The sequence below is a fragment of the Pseudomonas sp. FW305-20 genome, from assembly GCF_058788075.1.
In genome coordinates, this window is the sequence record NZ_JBYTAJ010000014.1 from 66,170 (window position 1) to 82,101 (window position 15,932).

At 55.4% G+C, this 15,932-nt stretch carries 18 protein-coding genes; 15 read left to right on the plus strand and 3 right to left on the minus strand.

Annotated features, from left to right (window positions below):
• Nucleotides 1-49 precede the first annotated feature (49 nt).
• The 10 genes from AC3WP4_RS14385 to AC3WP4_RS14430 all read left to right on the plus strand — a co-directional run bounded on the left by AC3WP4_RS14385 (nucleotide 50) and on the right by AC3WP4_RS14430 (nucleotide 6,550).
• Nucleotides 50-337 (plus strand): hypothetical protein, encoded by a 288-nt coding sequence (locus AC3WP4_RS14385; protein WP_102614949.1) that lies wholly within the window; start codon nucleotides 50-52, stop codon nucleotides 335-337.
• A complete protein-coding gene (locus tag AC3WP4_RS14390; RefSeq protein ID WP_102614950.1) occupies nucleotides 330-557 on the plus strand; it encodes a hypothetical protein in 228 nt (75 codons plus the stop codon). Before AC3WP4_RS14385 ends, AC3WP4_RS14390 begins: the two co-directional genes overlap by 8 nt.
• Nucleotides 554-1,435: a toprim domain-containing protein gene (locus AC3WP4_RS14395; protein ID WP_102614951.1), complete on the plus strand. Its 882-nt coding sequence runs from the start codon at nucleotides 554-556 to the stop codon at nucleotides 1,433-1,435. Before AC3WP4_RS14390 ends, AC3WP4_RS14395 begins: the two co-directional genes overlap by 4 nt.
• Nucleotides 1,422-3,224, plus strand: a complete 1,803-nt coding sequence (locus AC3WP4_RS14400) for a DUF927 domain-containing protein (RefSeq protein WP_102614952.1) — start codon at nucleotides 1,422-1,424, stop codon at nucleotides 3,222-3,224. Before AC3WP4_RS14395 ends, AC3WP4_RS14400 begins: the two co-directional genes overlap by 14 nt.
• 336 nt (nucleotides 3,225-3,560) lie before the next feature.
• Nucleotides 3,561-3,869, plus strand: coding sequence for a hypothetical protein (locus AC3WP4_RS14405; protein ID WP_102614953.1), 309 nt, complete (start codon nucleotides 3,561-3,563; stop codon nucleotides 3,867-3,869).
• Nucleotides 3,866-4,471 carry a hypothetical protein gene (locus tag AC3WP4_RS14410; RefSeq protein WP_102614954.1) on the plus strand — a complete coding sequence of 202 codons (606 nt, stop codon included), beginning with the start codon at nucleotides 3,866-3,868 and terminating at the stop codon, nucleotides 4,469-4,471. The genes AC3WP4_RS14405 and AC3WP4_RS14410 overlap by 4 nt, the downstream gene beginning before the upstream one ends.
• A gap of 111 nt (nucleotides 4,472-4,582) precedes the next feature.
• Nucleotides 4,583-4,933 carry a hypothetical protein gene (locus AC3WP4_RS14415; protein ID WP_102614955.1) on the plus strand — a complete coding sequence of 117 codons (351 nt, stop codon included), beginning with the start codon at nucleotides 4,583-4,585 and terminating at the stop codon, nucleotides 4,931-4,933.
• Nucleotides 4,934-4,936: 3 nt separating this feature from the next.
• Nucleotides 4,937-5,551 carry a tail assembly protein gene (locus AC3WP4_RS14420; RefSeq protein ID WP_102614956.1) on the plus strand — a complete coding sequence of 205 codons (615 nt, stop codon included), beginning with the start codon at nucleotides 4,937-4,939 and terminating at the stop codon, nucleotides 5,549-5,551.
• Nucleotides 5,548-6,156: a tail assembly protein gene (locus AC3WP4_RS14425; protein WP_102614957.1), complete on the plus strand. Its 609-nt coding sequence runs from the start codon at nucleotides 5,548-5,550 to the stop codon at nucleotides 6,154-6,156. The genes AC3WP4_RS14420 and AC3WP4_RS14425 overlap by 4 nt, the downstream gene beginning before the upstream one ends.
• 40 nt (nucleotides 6,157-6,196) lie before the next feature.
• Nucleotides 6,197-6,550: a hypothetical protein gene (locus tag AC3WP4_RS14430; RefSeq protein ID WP_102614958.1), complete on the plus strand. Its 354-nt coding sequence runs from the start codon at nucleotides 6,197-6,199 to the stop codon at nucleotides 6,548-6,550.
• A 182-nt stretch (nucleotides 6,551-6,732) separates the two neighbouring features.
• Here AC3WP4_RS14430 and AC3WP4_RS14435 read toward each other — a convergent pair whose 3' ends face one another.
• Both AC3WP4_RS14435 and AC3WP4_RS14440 read right to left on the minus strand, forming a co-directional pair.
• On the minus strand, nucleotides 6,733-7,287 hold the full coding sequence (locus tag AC3WP4_RS14435; RefSeq protein WP_102614959.1) for a hypothetical protein: 555 nt from the start codon (nucleotides 7,285-7,287) through the stop codon (nucleotides 6,733-6,735).
• 467 nt (nucleotides 7,288-7,754) lie between these two features.
• Nucleotides 7,755-8,480, minus strand: a complete 726-nt coding sequence (locus tag AC3WP4_RS14440) for a hypothetical protein (RefSeq protein WP_102614960.1) — start codon at nucleotides 8,478-8,480, stop codon at nucleotides 7,755-7,757.
• A gap of 664 nt (nucleotides 8,481-9,144) precedes the next feature.
• Between AC3WP4_RS14440 and AC3WP4_RS14445 the strand changes: the two genes are divergently transcribed.
• The 3 genes from AC3WP4_RS14445 (at nucleotide 9,145) to AC3WP4_RS14455 (ending at nucleotide 12,614) form a co-directional block, all read left to right on the plus strand.
• Entirely contained in the window at nucleotides 9,145-9,315 is a 171-nt protein-coding gene (locus tag AC3WP4_RS14445) for a hypothetical protein (protein ID WP_158242617.1), read from the plus strand.
• Nucleotides 9,316-9,326: 11 nt separating this feature from the next.
• Nucleotides 9,327-10,889 carry an anti-phage dCTP deaminase gene (locus AC3WP4_RS14450; protein ID WP_102614961.1) on the plus strand — a complete coding sequence of 521 codons (1,563 nt, stop codon included), beginning with the start codon at nucleotides 9,327-9,329 and terminating at the stop codon, nucleotides 10,887-10,889.
• A 966-nt stretch (nucleotides 10,890-11,855) separates the two neighbouring features.
• Nucleotides 11,856-12,614: a KilA-N domain-containing protein gene (locus AC3WP4_RS14455; RefSeq protein WP_102614962.1), complete on the plus strand. Its 759-nt coding sequence runs from the start codon at nucleotides 11,856-11,858 to the stop codon at nucleotides 12,612-12,614.
• A 477-nt stretch (nucleotides 12,615-13,091) separates the two neighbouring features.
• On the opposite strand, the gene AC3WP4_RS14460 is transcribed toward AC3WP4_RS14455, so the two are convergent.
• Nucleotides 13,092-13,541 carry a hypothetical protein gene (locus AC3WP4_RS14460; RefSeq protein WP_074872704.1) on the minus strand — a complete coding sequence of 150 codons (450 nt, stop codon included), beginning with the start codon at nucleotides 13,539-13,541 and terminating at the stop codon, nucleotides 13,092-13,094.
• A gap of 262 nt (nucleotides 13,542-13,803) precedes the next feature.
• On the opposite strand from AC3WP4_RS14460, the gene AC3WP4_RS14465 reads away from it, so the two are divergent.
• Together AC3WP4_RS14465 and AC3WP4_RS14470 are read left to right on the plus strand one after the other, a co-directional pair.
• The gene (locus tag AC3WP4_RS14465; protein WP_102614963.1) at nucleotides 13,804-14,862 is read left to right on the plus strand and encodes a PDDEXK nuclease domain-containing protein; all 1,059 of its coding nucleotides are present in this window, start codon (nucleotides 13,804-13,806) and stop codon (nucleotides 14,860-14,862) included.
• Between the two features lie 69 nt (nucleotides 14,863-14,931).
• Entirely contained in the window at nucleotides 14,932-15,906 is a 975-nt protein-coding gene (locus AC3WP4_RS14470; protein ID WP_102614964.1) for an alpha/beta hydrolase family protein, read from the plus strand.
• The last annotated feature ends 26 nt before the right edge of the window (nucleotides 15,907-15,932 follow it).

Genomic DNA, 15,932 nt, shown 5'->3' on the forward strand with positions numbered 1-15,932 from the left:
CTCAAACCACCCGCGCAATGCGCCGACGCCCTGACCTAAGAGGTTAAGCATGAAAATTCAAAATGGCGCATTTGCGTCGACGGGATCGGCTTGCCCGAAAAAAGCCACCAAACTGTTTTACGTCACTCACCCGAAGGTGCCCAAGGCGCTGCTGGGGCCATTCTTGACCGAGGCCGACGCCGAGTTCGGGCGCGTAGTTATACGTAGTGCTGGCGCCCAAGTGACGGCCTGCCTGGTTGATTCAATCGACGACATTACCCACTGGCACGGCGTGAACAACGGCCAGGTCTGCCGGGCCTTTGCTGGCGCTGATCGCCGGGAGGTCCACCATGGGTAACGTGACCCCGATCAAGCGCAAAGGTAGCGGCGTGCCGCCCACCGCTGGCGCGCACATCGATAGCGCCAGCTATGCGCTGCTGGTGGAAACCCTGATTGGCTTTCTGGAGCTGCGCATCAAGGAAGGCGACCAGGGCCGTCACTGCGATGAACTGGATCGTTTGAACCAGAAACTGGAATGCTTGGCCAAGCGGTTCACCCCACCGAAGGGGGCCGCATGACTGACGCTACGATCCTGTTCCGTGACGCACTCCAGGCCGTCTATGGCCAGCTCGACTGGCTTCCCCTGGCCGACGGCACTATCCACCGGTTCCGTGTGCCGGAGGATAAGCCCGGCTCCCTCAACGGCTGGTATGTGCTGTATCTGGACGGCATTGCATCCGGCGCATTCGGCAGTTGGAAAGCCGGTGGCGCCAGCACCTGGTGTAGTCGTGAACCGGTGGACGCTCGCGAGGCCGCGCAGGTCCGCGAGCGAGTTGATCAGGCCCGGCGCCAGCGCGAGGCCGAGCAACACCGACGCCAGCAGCAGGCCGCCGAGAAGGCCAACCACTGGTGGCGCAATGCTCGCCGCGCCGCACCCGACCACCCGTATCTCGCCGCCAAAGGAGTTCGCTCCCACAGCCTGCGCCAGCGCGGCGCTGATCTGCTGATCCCTCTGTACCTGGATGGGCGCTTGGTCAACCTGCAACGAATTGCCCCGGACGGCGCCAAGCGCTTCTTGCCCGGTGGCCGCGTGAAGGGCACCTACTCGCCGCTGGGCATCATCGAGCCGGGTTCTGTGCTTTGCATCTGCGAAGGATGGGCGACCGCCGCCAGCCTCCACCAGCACGGCGGCTATGTCGTTGCGGCAGCCATGAACGCGGGCAACCTGATCCCGGCGGCGATGGGCCTTCGCTCCCGCTACCCGGGCCAGGCAATCGTTATCGTCGGCGACGACGACCGGCTCACCGACGGCAACCCAGGACGCAAAGCGGCAAACGCTGCCGCGGCGGCCGTGGGCGGCCAAGTGGCTTTCCCTGAGTGGCCAGAAGGCGCCCCCGATGACCTCACCGACTTCAACGATCTCGCCAACTGGAAACTCGCCAATGTCCAAGCCTGACACCAACGTGATCAACCTTCGACCAGATGCGGCAACCATTGCGCCAGATCGTCCCTGCTGGGCGGTGTACGAGCATTGGGTGACCAATGAGAAAGGCCGCAAGCTGCGCCCAGGCGTTTACTGGCACAGCTTCAAACGCACCGCCGCCGACCAAGATGACGCCGAGGGCGATACCGGCGACCGACCTATCACTGATGAATGGATCTCCAGCCCCATCACGGTCGTGGCCCGCACCACCAATAGCGACGACGGCAGCGAGGGCCGGTTGCTGCGTCTGGTCACTGAGGGCGGCATCAAGGAATGGATCATCGCCATGGAGGTGTTCGGCGGCAGCGGCGAGGACGCCCGGCGCGCCTTGTTCGGGATGGGCGTCATTATCGCCCTCAAGAAACGCGGCACCTTCATGGAGTACCTGCTCGACCAGCATCCTGCAGAAGTGTTTGCCACCACTAGCCGACCGGGCTGGCATGAGTCTGGCGCGTTCGTACTGCCTGGGCGAACTATTGGCAGCACCAATGTGCGGTACCAGGCCAGCAACAAGGCACAGGTACTGTTCAGCCGGCGCGGCGAGCTGGCGCTGTGGCAATCAGAGGTGGCCGCCAAGTGCGCGGGCAATCCAGTACTGACACTGGCGATCGGGTGCTCGCTGGCTGGCCCGCTATTGAGTTTGGTCGGCGTGCTGGGTGGCGGTGTTCACTTGGTGGGCGACAGCTCGAGCGGCAAGTCACTGGCGCAACTGATCGGGTCGTCGGTGTGGGGCGACCCGGGCGTGTTCGCTGCCAGTTGGGACATGACCAAGGGCGGGCTTGAGATCGAAGCGTCGAGCCGTAATGACACCATCCTTCCGCTGGACGAGATCAAGCGCGCCGACCCCAAACGGGTACAGGAAATGGCCTACTCCCTCGCCAACGGCCAAGGCAAAGGCACCATGACCCGCGAGCGTGAAGGCCGCGCCAAATTGAGCTGGCGCCTGCTGACACTCTCCAGCGGCGAGCGCTCGCTCTCCGAACACGCCGCCATTTCCGGCAATGCCGCCCACGCTGGCGCCGAGCTGCGCATGGTCGACGTGAACGCCGGCACCCGCACACACCGGGCCTTCGATGAGTTGCACGGGCTTGAGGGAGCGGACTTCCACCGGCAGCTCACCGTGGCGGTCGGCGCCCACCATGGCCACCTTGGGCCAGCGTTCGTGGAGCGCCTTGTCGCCGCCGACGATAAGCCCGGCCTGCTCAGTGACTTTGACGGCATCCGCGCCCAGTTCGTCGAGGACAACGCCCAGGCCGGGCGCGTAGCCGATCGGTTCGCCGTCATCGCGCTCGCGGGCGAGATGGCCATCGCCTATGGCCTGCTGCCTTGGGAGCCGGGTACCGCCCTCGCCGACTGTCGTTTGCTCTATGGCGAATGGCTCTCCCGTGTGGGCGGTGGTAACGCAGAAGACCGCCAGATCCTGGCCGGCATCATCGACTTTATCGACAAACACGGCAGCAGCCGGTTCTCCAACGTGGATGCGCCAGAGGTGGACGCCAAGGTGTTCAACCGCGCCGGCTATTGGGAGCTGGTGGCCGGCAAGCGGCTCTACCTGTTCAACAAGTCGGCGCTCATTGAGGCCGCTCACGGGTTCGGCCTTACCCGAGTGGTCAAGGCCATTGAGGTTGGTGGAGCCCTGGCCAAACGCGACACCGACCGCGAAAGCCGCAAAACCAAAAAGTACCGCATCCCCGCCGGCGGCTCAGCGCGCCTATACGTCATCGATCCCGAAGCCATGGACTGCGAAGGGGGTAGCGCATGACCACCACTGCCACCAAGTACGAATACCCGAGTTCACAGGAACCTATAAACGTGGGGAACAGGGGGAACGGGGGAACAGCCAGTAAAACCGTGGCCTGTAGCCGTTCCCCCTTATTGAATGTATGGGGAACAGGGGGAACACAAACATGTTTTTGAATATAAGCATCTCCGCATTTCTGAGTATCTGGTTATCACTGTTCCCCACAAAAAAACGTGGGGAACAGAATCCCCCTCTGAAAGCCCCGGAAACATTGGCTGTTCCCACTGTTCCCCCGTTCCCCCGTTTTTTTTCTACAGACACATATGGGCAATGGAGCAATCAGGGTGATGTGAAGGTATGAGCCTCCTTTCCCGCCTGCTCGATCACATGCCACCAGCCATTCCAGGTACCGACACGCCAAAAGTGGATGGTCGGGCTCGCCCGCGCCTGGTGTTGGCCACTCGCGTCGAGCGTCCTGCTCAGTTCATCACCGGCCCACACGCAAACGCCGCCACTGCCACACCCGAGTGGCGACAAGCCCGCGACCAATACCTCAATCACATCATGGTTTGCCGTTCCTGCTACGCGCCCACCGGCCGCCATTGCACGGCTGGTGCTCACCTGCGCGCCAGCTACGACAAAACACCTATGGAGGCTCACCCATGAGCACCAGTCTCGTTATCGGCCTGCTGGACATTGCCAGGAAGCCAGGCGCCAGCATGAGCACCAGCTTGATCACCACTCGACGGATCTGCCGCATCTTCGGGGCGCGGGTTGATTCGATCCGCCTCGAGCGCCGGGCAATACGCCGCGAGGCCAGCAAGTTGCGCCACTACCTACCCTTCACTGCCGCCAAGATTTACGAGATTCAGCAGCAAGCCACCGAACACCGCCGCACCGAGTGGGAAGACCTGCGCACGGTACTCGCCGCATTCGGGCGATCGCTGGTGCTGGACACCGAGGGACTGGCCAACGGCCTGGGGTTTGATCGTCTGTGCGATCTGCTCGCGATCAACACCGTGGAGCGGGAGACGGCGCGCAAGGAGGGTTTGGCCAGCCTTGCCGACCTGGTGTTCGCCTATGCGCTCGAGGATAGCGCCGCCCGCCGAGGCCAGGAATGGAACGACGGCCCACTGTTCAACGCCTGCCAACTCGCGACCGCGAATTTCATCAGGGAATGCCCGGAGCACTTGCTGCCTGATCCGTTCGCACCTGGTGCCCCGTTCGGCCCGAAGTTGCCGCCCACCCTAAGCATCGTCGGCAAGTAAGCGACCTATTCCGCGACACGTTTTCGTTATTCGCAAAACGTGTCGCGACATTGAGCAACAGCACCGGGCATCAGCCCATCAATGGCGCCAAGGCGTCGAAGGAGGAAACACATGTCACACCACATACGCTTCGCCGCGGCGTGCAAGACCACGGATTTCACTACTGACCCCGGAATGATTGGTGGGTATTTCGTGTGGAACGTTCAGCGCGTGCGGGACGGGGAAAGGGTTGAAATCGAGGGACCTTTTTTCACTGAGGACGAGGCCCGGATCTCGGCCGAACTCATGCGCATTGAATACCGCGGCGCCCGGGCTTACCAGTCGACGCACTGCTCGGCTTGGAATCCAGACGTGAAGCGAGAAATCGCGATCCGAGACGATGCCATGGCCGCTCGCATGATCCTGGCTGGTCAGCTCGGGATGGGAATTCCAAAACACAGCGCCCAAGGCGCCCAGGGGTAACGTATGGCAACTGATTTCGGAGACAAAACCCGTGTTCTGCTCGGTGGGTCAGCTGGAAAGCTGTTCGGTCGCGAACACTTTTTCGAGTTATCAACCGGCGATGTGCGCGAAGCAGTCAAGGCGGTTGACGTCAACCATCCCGGGGTTGCGAAATACCTCGCAGACGCCAAAAGGAAAGGTCTCGAATTCGCGATTTTTCGGAACCGCCGAAATATTGGAGGGAAGGAGCTCGCGATGGGTGGGGCCACGGAGATTCGCATAGTCCCGGTGATCGCCGGCAGCAAGCGAGCAGGATCATTGCAAACGATCATAGGAGTTGCGCTCATATTGGTTGCCACTATTGCAACAGGAGGCGTCGGAGGATTCGCCGCCGGCGGCGCCTGGGGAGCTGTGGGAGCGGCGGGCGCCTCTATGGCCATTGGCGGCGTGATCCAAATGATTAGCCCGCAACAGGGCGGGCTGGCCAAGAGCTCATCCCCCGAAAACGCACCCTCATACGCCTTCGGGAGCGCCCGAAACACGACTGCCAGCGGTAACCCCGTCCCGATCTGCATCGGCGAGCGAACCTGGGGCGGCATGATCATTTCCGCATCAATCTACGCAGAGGACAAAGCATGAGCAGCTGTCTTAATCCGCCGATCAGAACCGTAAAGCTTTATGGTCAGTTGCGGCAGTTCGGGAAATCGTACCCGCTCGCTGTGCGCACTCCTGCTGAAGCCATCAAGGCTCTTTGCGTGCAAATCCCGGGCTTCGAGCGGTTCATATCCAACGCGAAATCTCGAGGCCTTGTGTTCGCTGTTTTTCTGGGCAAGAAGAACATCAGCGAGGCCGAGCTCTGCTATCAAGGTGGTGACGACATCATCATTGCGCCCGTGATCGAGGGCAGTAAGCGCGCCGGTATGATGCAGACGATTATCGGTGTCGCGCTGATAATTGTTGCAACCATCGCCACGGGAGGTGTCGGCGGGTTCGCCGCGGGTGGGGCGTGGGGCGCCGTTGGCGCGGCAGGCGCATCGATGGCTATCGGCGGCGTAATTCAGATGCTGAGCCCTCAAGCCGGGGGGCTAAGGACCAGCGCCGCGCCCGAGAATACGCCGGGCTATGCGTTCGGCAGTGCCAAGAACACCACCGCGTCTGGCAACCCGGTGCCGCTCTGTTATGGGAAGCGCCGTGTCGGCGGAGCGATCATCAGCGCCGCGATTTACGCCGAAGACCAGATGTAGCCCAGCCGGTGATACATTCGCCCATTTCCAGGAGAAGAAAATGCAAAGGATTATCGCAGTCGGCGTGATCGTATTGGCACTGGGCGGATGTACTACCTCACCCCAGGAGATGAGGACAGAGGGGGCGCTAAAGTCCTTCACCACTTCTAAACCAGAACAGCAGGTGGCAGAGTGCATTCTGTACGCCTGGCAAAATGAATCACTGGCGGGGGCTCATTACAACGTGAGTCTTCAGCCGAGGCCGAGTGGCGGCAAGTCAGTGGTGAGCGCAAACAACAGAGAAATGGCGGACGTGATCGGCAGCAAGGAGTCAACAAAGGTCCAGTTCTTTTCCAGCAGCAGCATGAGTTGGATTTCAGACCGCCGCGTGGCAAGTCTCAAACCCTGTTTATAGTTGCCAAAAGTACACCACCGAGAGAGACCATATGATCCCACTGGGACCATATGATCTGTCGCCGAAAGCGATTCCGAATGAGAATTTGCTCCAACAAACTAGTCATCCATGATAGTGAAAACCTGGGCAAAACACCGCATTTTATCTCTTTGATCAGGACCTCATAAAAATGAGGATTGTAGCTAACTTTTCTTGCGGTGCTGCCATACAAGTATAAAAATCAGTATCAAGGTGAATACTCCCCATGGGTATAGATAATCAATCACCCAAGTTTCTTCCAATGCTGGCAGATTATAGCCAAGCACTATAAATGGACTACCAATTGCAAGCACGCCCCCAACAGCAGAACTGCGGCCTGACGAGGTAGTGAAGAAAATAATTGTTAATAACAACGCCCATGGTAAGCACTGGTAAAAAATACGCTCGAACCTCGGCGATGAGAATCCTGGTTGAAAATTAAACTCAATTTGACTTTTCCCTGCTTCGGACATAAGCCTGTCAAAGTATCGCTTACTAGGGGAGTTGTCCGGAAGACTCTCGACTTTCTTTTCGAGCTCAACGATTGCTTCAACTATTTTCAACTCAGCACTGATTCGATTTAATTTAAAGTTCCCTGTGTACGACTCGTAAACAAATAAACCACCAACAGTTAATAGAATAGAAAAAGCAAGAAAAGTTAGGCGACCCCATGTGAAGTTCTTGAAGAGGCTTTCAAAGAAACCAAATATACTTTCCATCGAATGGTATAACTCCTAGCTATGGAAATGGTGCGGACATGCGCACAATTGTTAGTGAACAGCATTCTTCCTGTAGATGAGCCTTGTCTAGAAGATTCGCATAAGTGCGGAAAAAGGACTGTCATCAAATCGAAGACTGCAATCATCAATTTTCGCCAATCTTCAGGCGTTGACCAGATTGATCGGTATCCAAAATAGAGTATCCACCTTCTGAAACTGATCCTACTCTGCCACGAGTATGGTAACCACTCAAAGTACCACCTGAGCCTGGTTACCCTCCATCAAAGGGGATCTTCGCTACGGAGTCATCCCGCCCCCAACCTTGACAATTGTTAACAGGCTAATTGGCTGGCCAATGTCAGGCTTTTGTCCAGGTGGCTGACGCCGGCCTGATCGTTCGGTATCCACTCTGGTATCCACGGTTTGGCCGTGGCTACACTGGATACTAAGGAGTGCTTCAGGCACAGCTATAGGTTGCTTAGGTAATACGCCCACCATGCCTCTGCCTCGCTGAGCAGGCCTTGCAAATCAGCTTCTGATGACATTCCAGATTTCAAAGAGGCTCGCAACGTTTCGAATGTATTGAATGGCAAGCCCCCCTTTTGTGCCTGTTCATTCATGACCTGTTCTATGTCACGTTTCTTTATTGCTGAGCAGTGCTCCATAGACCTCACAACATTCAGCGCCACTTCAAGCGATTTAGCGGGATCTCTATCCCACAACTGCTTACCGTCCATGAAGCGCTCAATAGTGGGCCCGATCTTGGCCTCGCAGAAAAAAATAATGACAGTCAAAAAAGGTGAGAACCGCACAAATCTCTTCCCCCCCCTCGCAGTAAGTGTCGGGGGAGCCAGCGGACAAATGATGCCATTTACTTCGACACCAGCACTCGTTAAGTCTGCGCCCCTATGTATCATCGCGTGGCGGAGGAGCCGAAGGTACTGGAAATTGTTTTTCCCCGAGTGGCCACCATATCCATCAAGTGTGGTTTCGATGCAATCATTGAACGACGCATCAAAATCGCAAAGAAGCTCGACTGCGCTGACGATATATAAAAAATACTCCCCATAATATCGGCGGGCGTTGGCACTGAAAGTCGATGCGCCCATCGACTCAAATCCTCGGTAAGCCTCCACCTTTCGAGACCAATACCAATCGAGGCCATCGAGCAATTCGCCGTGGTTATCGTCCATCCAAAAGCTCCGTAGGTAATTGGTGCGAATCCGTCACGGTGATCGTAGATGATTGGAGAACCAAGTAGTTAATGGTTCCCACCGATTTGCGGAAACAACCCCATGGAAGGCTGGCGGCAAGGCTCATCAGGGTGTTTTCGCGCTGTGTGTCGCGCACCGTCGTCGCGCACCTGGTCAATGCGCGAAGCCATCGCCCAGCAAGGTTTCACGCAGTGTCTTCACGCACCTGGAGTGCGCGAACGTTCCGTGGCAGAGAGCTGTGTGCCGATGGTACGCAGCCAGGTACGCACCATCGGTACGCACCCACCTATGCGTACCAGCACCAGGTTCGCACCCACTAACGCGAACCAAGCCGCCCGCCTGTCAAAAGACATGGTGACCAGGCGCTGGTTTCCACTGTGGTTTCCAAGGTTTTGCAGTGTTTTCCACTGGCAACCTGATCAGTTGCCGAACAAACCCATGGAGGAGGCTGTGCATTCTCAGATCCAACAACATTCTTCGGGATCGCTCTATTCCTAGTAGAAAAAAACAATTGTAATTTCAGACCAACGAGTACCAAATTCTGAGCTATACCGTTTATCATCTACGCGGGCTAGAGATACGACCAGCTAGCACAAATAGAAGTGAATTGCAAGGCTTTTCACTGAGTCAGAAGGGATAGCATATGAACATTCAGGAAAGAACGGGAAGGTCAGATCGGACGGACTTGAAAACCCAGGACGACCTGAAAGGGGCTGTGATCTATACCGATGCTTTTGCGGCCAAAAAGAAAAAAACCGAATATGAGATTGCTGCCGAGCAAATCTCAAGGCGCGCTCAAAAAACCGACTGGTAAGCAGGAATCAGATGAGTACAGGGAATGTAAAAGCTTTGCCTATTTTGGGCGAAGCTACTGCTTTAGTTGATGAAAAAGAAAGAAATATACAAGCCCGCATAAAATCCCGCCTAACCAAAGAAATTGTTATTGGTGTATGTGGCGCCGTCGGCTGCAACTTAGCAGACGTGGTCGAAGAGCTGAAAAACCAATTTGGCCTATGTAATTACCATGTAATTCACATAAAGCTCAGCAAAATTATTAAAGACTATTTCGCCAATCATACTGTACCTACCGAGCACTTCGGAAAAGATCTAAATCGACTCGGCGTTGACGAGCGATATCGAGTGCTCCAAGATCTTGGTAACAGTATTCGCAAGCGATTAGGGGATGATGCATTAGCAACCTTGGCCATTCACAACCTCTCACTATCCCGACAGATTCAAATCAACGCTAGTGAGGACGAAGACCCGCCAAGAACCGTATATATTATCGACCAGCTGAAGAATCCCGCAGAAGTTGAGCTTTTCAGATTAGTCTATAAAAACATATTCTATCTTGTTGGCGTAATGAGCCCTCAACACTCTAGAATAGATCAACTCAAGCAGGAAGGAATGAGCTCCGTAGCCGCTCAGGAGCTGATTGAAAGAGACCGCAACGAAAATGTTGATCATGGTCAGCTACTGGAAAAAACCGTTCAAAAATCTGACTTCTTCATCCGAAACCATCTGACCAGTATTGGAAACTTATCTAAACCCTGCGGTAGGTTCGTAGGACTAGTTCACGGACAGAATGGCATAACGCCAACGCGCGACGAGTCAGGCATGTATGCCGCCCACTCAGCGTCTTTGAAGTCGGCCTGTCTCAGCCGCCAGGTTGGAGCTGCGATTACTGACTCGCAAGGCAATATTTTATCGGTTGGTTGGAATGACGTTCCACAAGCAGGTGGAGGCCTGTATACCGCAGATAACCCCAACGACCAACGATGTGTAAATCACGGAAGAAAATGTTACAACGACTTTCATAAAAGCCGACTGGTAGAAAGCATTGTCAGAATTCTGGAAAGCTCCGCAAAAATTGATCCGAGCCTCGCCGAAGAAATTTCAAAAAAAATATTGAAAGAAACACCTGCCGGAGCCTTAATTGAATACTCCCGTGCAATTCATGCTGAGATGGAAGCTATTTTAAATATCGCTCGCAAACCATCAGGCAGCACCACAGACGGGGTAATGTATACAACAACCTACCCTTGCCACAACTGCGCTAGACATATAATCGCCTCCGGAATCAATCGAGTTGTATATATCGAGCCATATGAAAAAAGTTTAGCAATGGCTCTCCACTCCGACGCGATCTCTATTGACCTCGCAGCAGAAAACAAAATCATCTTCGAAACCTTCGAAGGTGTGTCACCTAAACGGTATACGGCATTCTTTGCATTCAACACTAAGCGCAAGGATGACAAAGGACTGGCTGTTTCAATAATGAATAAAGAAGCCAGTCACGTATCCCAAGAAATATTAGATTCTTACCTAGACGTTGAGGCTAAGGTGTTCGATCTTGCTCGTACGCACAACGTTCCACTACCCAACTAATTGAAGAAGCCGAGGAGGGAGTGCCTAAGATTTATTGGAAGAGAGTGAGACTCACCACCTATCTCAGGCCCCCATTCCAATCCCGCAATAGCCTTGACGAAATTTTTGACAGGTCTTGACGAACCTCAGACAGACCCCAGACGAACTCTATAGCGCCGGCGCGCTGCCGTCGGCCTAAGAGCCCCGTAATACGGGACTTTGGCGATCAGGCGCCGACAAAACGTCGGAGATCTCGTCTAGAATTTTCAGCGTGCTCGTCAAAAATACCATCAAGGGAAATAGCAGGCCAAATATGCCGCGCTCTATATGTCGGACGACCAGTTACCGGCCCTGGCAATTCATTTAGCGCACCAAGCAATTCTTGACAGGGCATTGACGGATTTTCGCCCGCAGGCGCCGGTCAGTTTCTCAACAGCCCACGTACCGCGCCGTCTCCATCGTTAAAGGCCGTGTGCTGGCGTTTGATGCTCGTCAAGTATTTATTGGGGCGTCCGCCGACCTGATAGCAGGCTGGAGCAGGTGTGGCTTAATTGTGATTCAGGCTCACATTTGATCCATACGGACCGAATTGGGATTTTCTCACTTTGTCCCCGGTTGTTTCCCGGCGGGTTTACGAGCAGATCGTAAAAGCCCTTTGGCAATAAATTTTCCGCGACACGTTTTCAAAATTCGCAAAACGAGTCGCGACACCTGCCCTACCGAAATGGGAGTTCAGCCAGCCTTGCGAGCTCGCGTTGCAGGAAGATGCGTAGAGAGTTTCCGGCATCTCCTAGCCATAGGCGCTTAGTCCCCATGGGAGTCAGATATAGACAACCTCCCTATCGAAACACAATCCTAAAGGGCAATAGCCGAGTGCCACTAGACCCGGTATAAGGGCTCAGTGTGACGCCGAACACCTCGGCTAACCCCGTACTCCAGGGCATCTGGGTGCAGGACAGGTCACCTTATCGCCACGAGGGGAACAAAATGGTTCAAATGGATTTGCCGGTTATTCCGCACGAGATGGAAGGCAACCTAATTCACCAGCGCGCCGTAGATGGATACATCAACGCCACAGCTATGTGCCAAGCGGCTGATAAAAAATTTAGCCACTACCATACGACAAAGACGAATAGTGACTTTCTTGAGGCTTTGTCTAAGTCACTCAAGCTACCAATTGCGGTCTTGGTCCAGTCAGTAAAAGGCGGCAATTACCAAGGTACCTGGGTACATCCCCAGGTAGCTCTCCACCTTGCTCAGTGGCTATCGGCAGATTTCGCTGTCCAGGTGACCGCTTGGATTACCGAATGGATGGCTGGAGGGGTATCTCCAAAAAATGCCGCGCGTATCCCTGTGCATCTCCAGCGGTATATCGCAAACAGAGCGAAGATTCCCCATACACACTTCTCGATGCTCAATGAAATTGTTCTGGCTCTGATTGCGCCGTTAGAGGCTGATGGTTATGTTCTGCCCGAAAATATGATCCCTGACATCTCTAGCGGGAGAATGTTTTCTGGTTGGCTGCGCAAAGAAAAAGGCATCGAGCCAAAAGATTTTCCAAACTATCAACATCAGTATCTGGATGGACGTGTTGTCGACGCCAGACTTTACCCCATTGAGCTTTTAAGTGATTTCCGACTGTACTTCTACGGTACGTGGATTCCACAACGATGCCGGACCTACTTTCAGGAAAAAGACCCGGTGGCGCTACAATACCTGCCTGCCCTACTGGAAAAGCTAGCGTAACCTTTTGATTTAAAACCGATGCCGAGATACCGGCATCGGTCGACTTGATGGAACCAGCTCTCTCTCTAGGGGGCCGGCCACCTGTGAGATGGCATAGTCCTAGGGTTGCCACCAACACTCCCCCCATGAATGACCACTACCCTGATCCGGGGTGGTGAAGATGACCACACCTTTAAGTCGGCGACGGCTTCGACGAGGCAGGTTTACCGCTCGTCGGGTTCGGCTGAGCGCAGTCAGCGTCGTTTTCGACCACCCTTAACATGACCGAAAGAGGGGGAGCATTTCAAAAAGAGAGTAGATTTGTGAGTAGATTTTCATTACCTGACTAGCAAACTCCTTATGAAACGCACTCTACAGACAAAAGTTCGATTCCGTCTCTGGCACCAAATACCGAAAACCCTGAATCGCAAGATTCAGGGTTTTTTTATGCCTGCGATTTGATCAGGCATCGTGCAAGCGTCTCTCTTCGGTCTTCGGCTAGTTTTCAGTATTCCAGTGGAAAACCAGATTGCGAGCGGCACCACTTCCTATCTCCGCCGTATCACGCCGTTCCTCACCATTGCGTGTCGCGACGACGGTGTACTTGCCTGGTGGCAGCTGTACGTAAACCAACGGGCCAGCCTCGCTCAGCGTCAGCACGGGTTGCCCCGGATCTTTCTGAATGACCAGATTTACATCCGGAACATATTTGCCCTCCGCCCCGATGGAGAAAGTCATGTGCAGGTTGTAGCCCTGCGTTTGCTGGATAGCTTTCGCCTCATCCTCTCCGATCCCCCCGTTCAGGTAAGTAATCCCGTTTTGCTGTTGCTGTTGCACTTGCACACCTGTGCTGTCGATCGGTTCAAGACTGGCGGCGTTAAGCACGACTGGCAACATCAGTACGCCGACGGCGGCGATGGGCAGCATGAATGAATGGACGTTCTTCATGATGGCGACTCCCGGGTTGCTTGGAACCCAATCGTTACTCCTTTTAGATTTGTTACCGAATGTTCAAGTTTTAGATCGATTAGCACTTGAGCTCACTGCGAATCGGACTACGAGATGTACTCCTCTTACACGGGATATCGTCGGCCTGGTCCTGCAAAGCAAACTCGCCTTTCCTTCCGATTTACCAGCAACGCCCGGCATCGCGGACTACCACTCTTTTGCCATCCTTTTCCGCCTGTTTCCTTCAGCCGCGGAAAATGTCATGAGTCCTCTCAAACCCGGTAACACTCAAGATTCACAGATCACTTCACTGCTCGGAAATCTTGGCGAGTTGATCCGTGAAGCCCGCCAGAAAGTGTTGCGAGCGGTCGATACCGTCCAGGTGCAAACCTGTTGGCAGATCGGACGGCATATTGTGGAGTTCGAGCAGGAGGGGGCCCGGCGGGCGGGATATGGGAAGCAGTTGCTGGCGACGCTGGCGAAGAGTCTGACAACAGAGTTTGGCAAAGGCTTTGACATCTCCAACCTTCGCTACATGCGCCTGTTCTATCAAGCATTCCCAATTCGTGACGCACTGCGTCATGAATTGAGCTGGACCCACTACCGCAGATTGCTACGAGTCGAGAACGATCACGCTCGCCATTGGTACATGAACGAATCAGCGATGCAGAACTGGTCAAGTCGCGCCCTCGAGCGCCAGATCAATACCCTCTATTACGAACGCTTGCTGGCGAGTCGCGACCGGCCGGCCGTCAAACAGGAAGCCGCCACCCATATCGAGCAGATGAACGCCAGCCCTCGGGATTTCATCCGCGACCCCGTGCTACTGGAGTTTCTCGGCCTGCCCAATGCGGGCTTGGTCCAGGAAAGCGAACTTGAACAAGCCTTGATCAATCAACTACAGGGCTTCCTGCTCGAACTGGGCAAAGGCTTCGCCTTCATCGCTCGCCAGCAACGCATCAGTACCGAGAGCAAAGACTTCTACATCGACCTGGTGTTCTACAACTACCTGCTCAAGTGCTTCGTCATCTTCGACCTCAAGCGCGGCGTACTGACCCACCAGGATGTCGGCCAGATGGACATGTACGTGCGCATGTACGACGACCTCAAGCGCGGACCGGAGGATGGCCCCACCGTCGGCCTCATTCTCTGCGCACAAAAAGATGAATCGGTGGTGCGCTATTCAGTGCTGCAAGGCAACGAACAACTGTTCGCCAGTACCTACAGACTGGTACTGCCGAGCGAGGAGGAACTTCGCGCGGAGCTGGATCGGGAATGGGCGGTGCTTGAGGAGCGAATACTCAAGCACAGGCTCCGATAAGCACGGGTGGATTGTTCATGCGCTGCGCGAAGACTATCGTTGGCAGCTACCCGCAAAGGTCCGACGCCGATGAATTTGCAGGACATGCCCTCACTGGCACCCACTCAAGCCGAGTTGCCACCGCGCATATCTACGGCAGGCGAACCGTTCAAGGAGCCCGCCGCAGATGGCTACAGCCTCGGCGGCTTTACCTGGCGGCACCCCCGTCACGACGCTACCCGCTCGGTGGTCATCATCAACGCAGCCACCTCCGTCCGCTGCCGCCATTACTCGCGATTCGCCGATTACCTGTTCGCCAACGGCTTCGACGTGATCACTTACGACTACCGTGGCATTGGCGACTCGCGACCCGCATCGCTGAAAGGACTGCGTGCTTCATGGTCAGATTGGGGCGCGCTGGACTTTGAGGCGATGCTCAAGCGCGCTCAGCGTGAATTTCCCGGGCAACCCATCGACGTTGTAGGCCACAGCTTTGGAGGCTGTGCAGCGGGCCTGGGAGCTTCCGGGCATTTGATTCGACGTCTGCTGACCGTCGGTGCGCAATTTGCTTACTGGCGCGATTACGCACCCGCCCATCGCTGGCGGATGTTCGGCAAGTGGCATCTGGCGATGCCGTTGATGACATTGCTTTGCGGCTACTTCCCCGGCAAACGTCTCGGCTGGCTAGAGGACACCCCCGCTGGCGTGGTTCGCGACTGGAGCATGCCCACCGCGCACTACGAGAAACGCCCCAGCGGTCGCGTTCTTCACGCAAAGACCGGGCGCCTGCCCTTCTCATCCGTCACCGCACACACCCTGGCCATCAGCATCAGCGACGATCCTTACGGTACGATTCCAGCCATTGAACGGCTGCTGGGTTACTTCACCAACAGCACGAATGCCCACTTGCGAATCGCCCCCGAAGACATCGGCGAACAAGAAGTCGGACATTTCGCCTTTTTTCGTAGCCCATACCAAGCCACACTATGGCCCATTGCATTGTCCTGGTTGCAGACCGGCAAACTGGCCCCCGACACACCCGGGCGGCTAGTGCCACGCAACTGACTGATGCTCCCACTCATCGGAATACG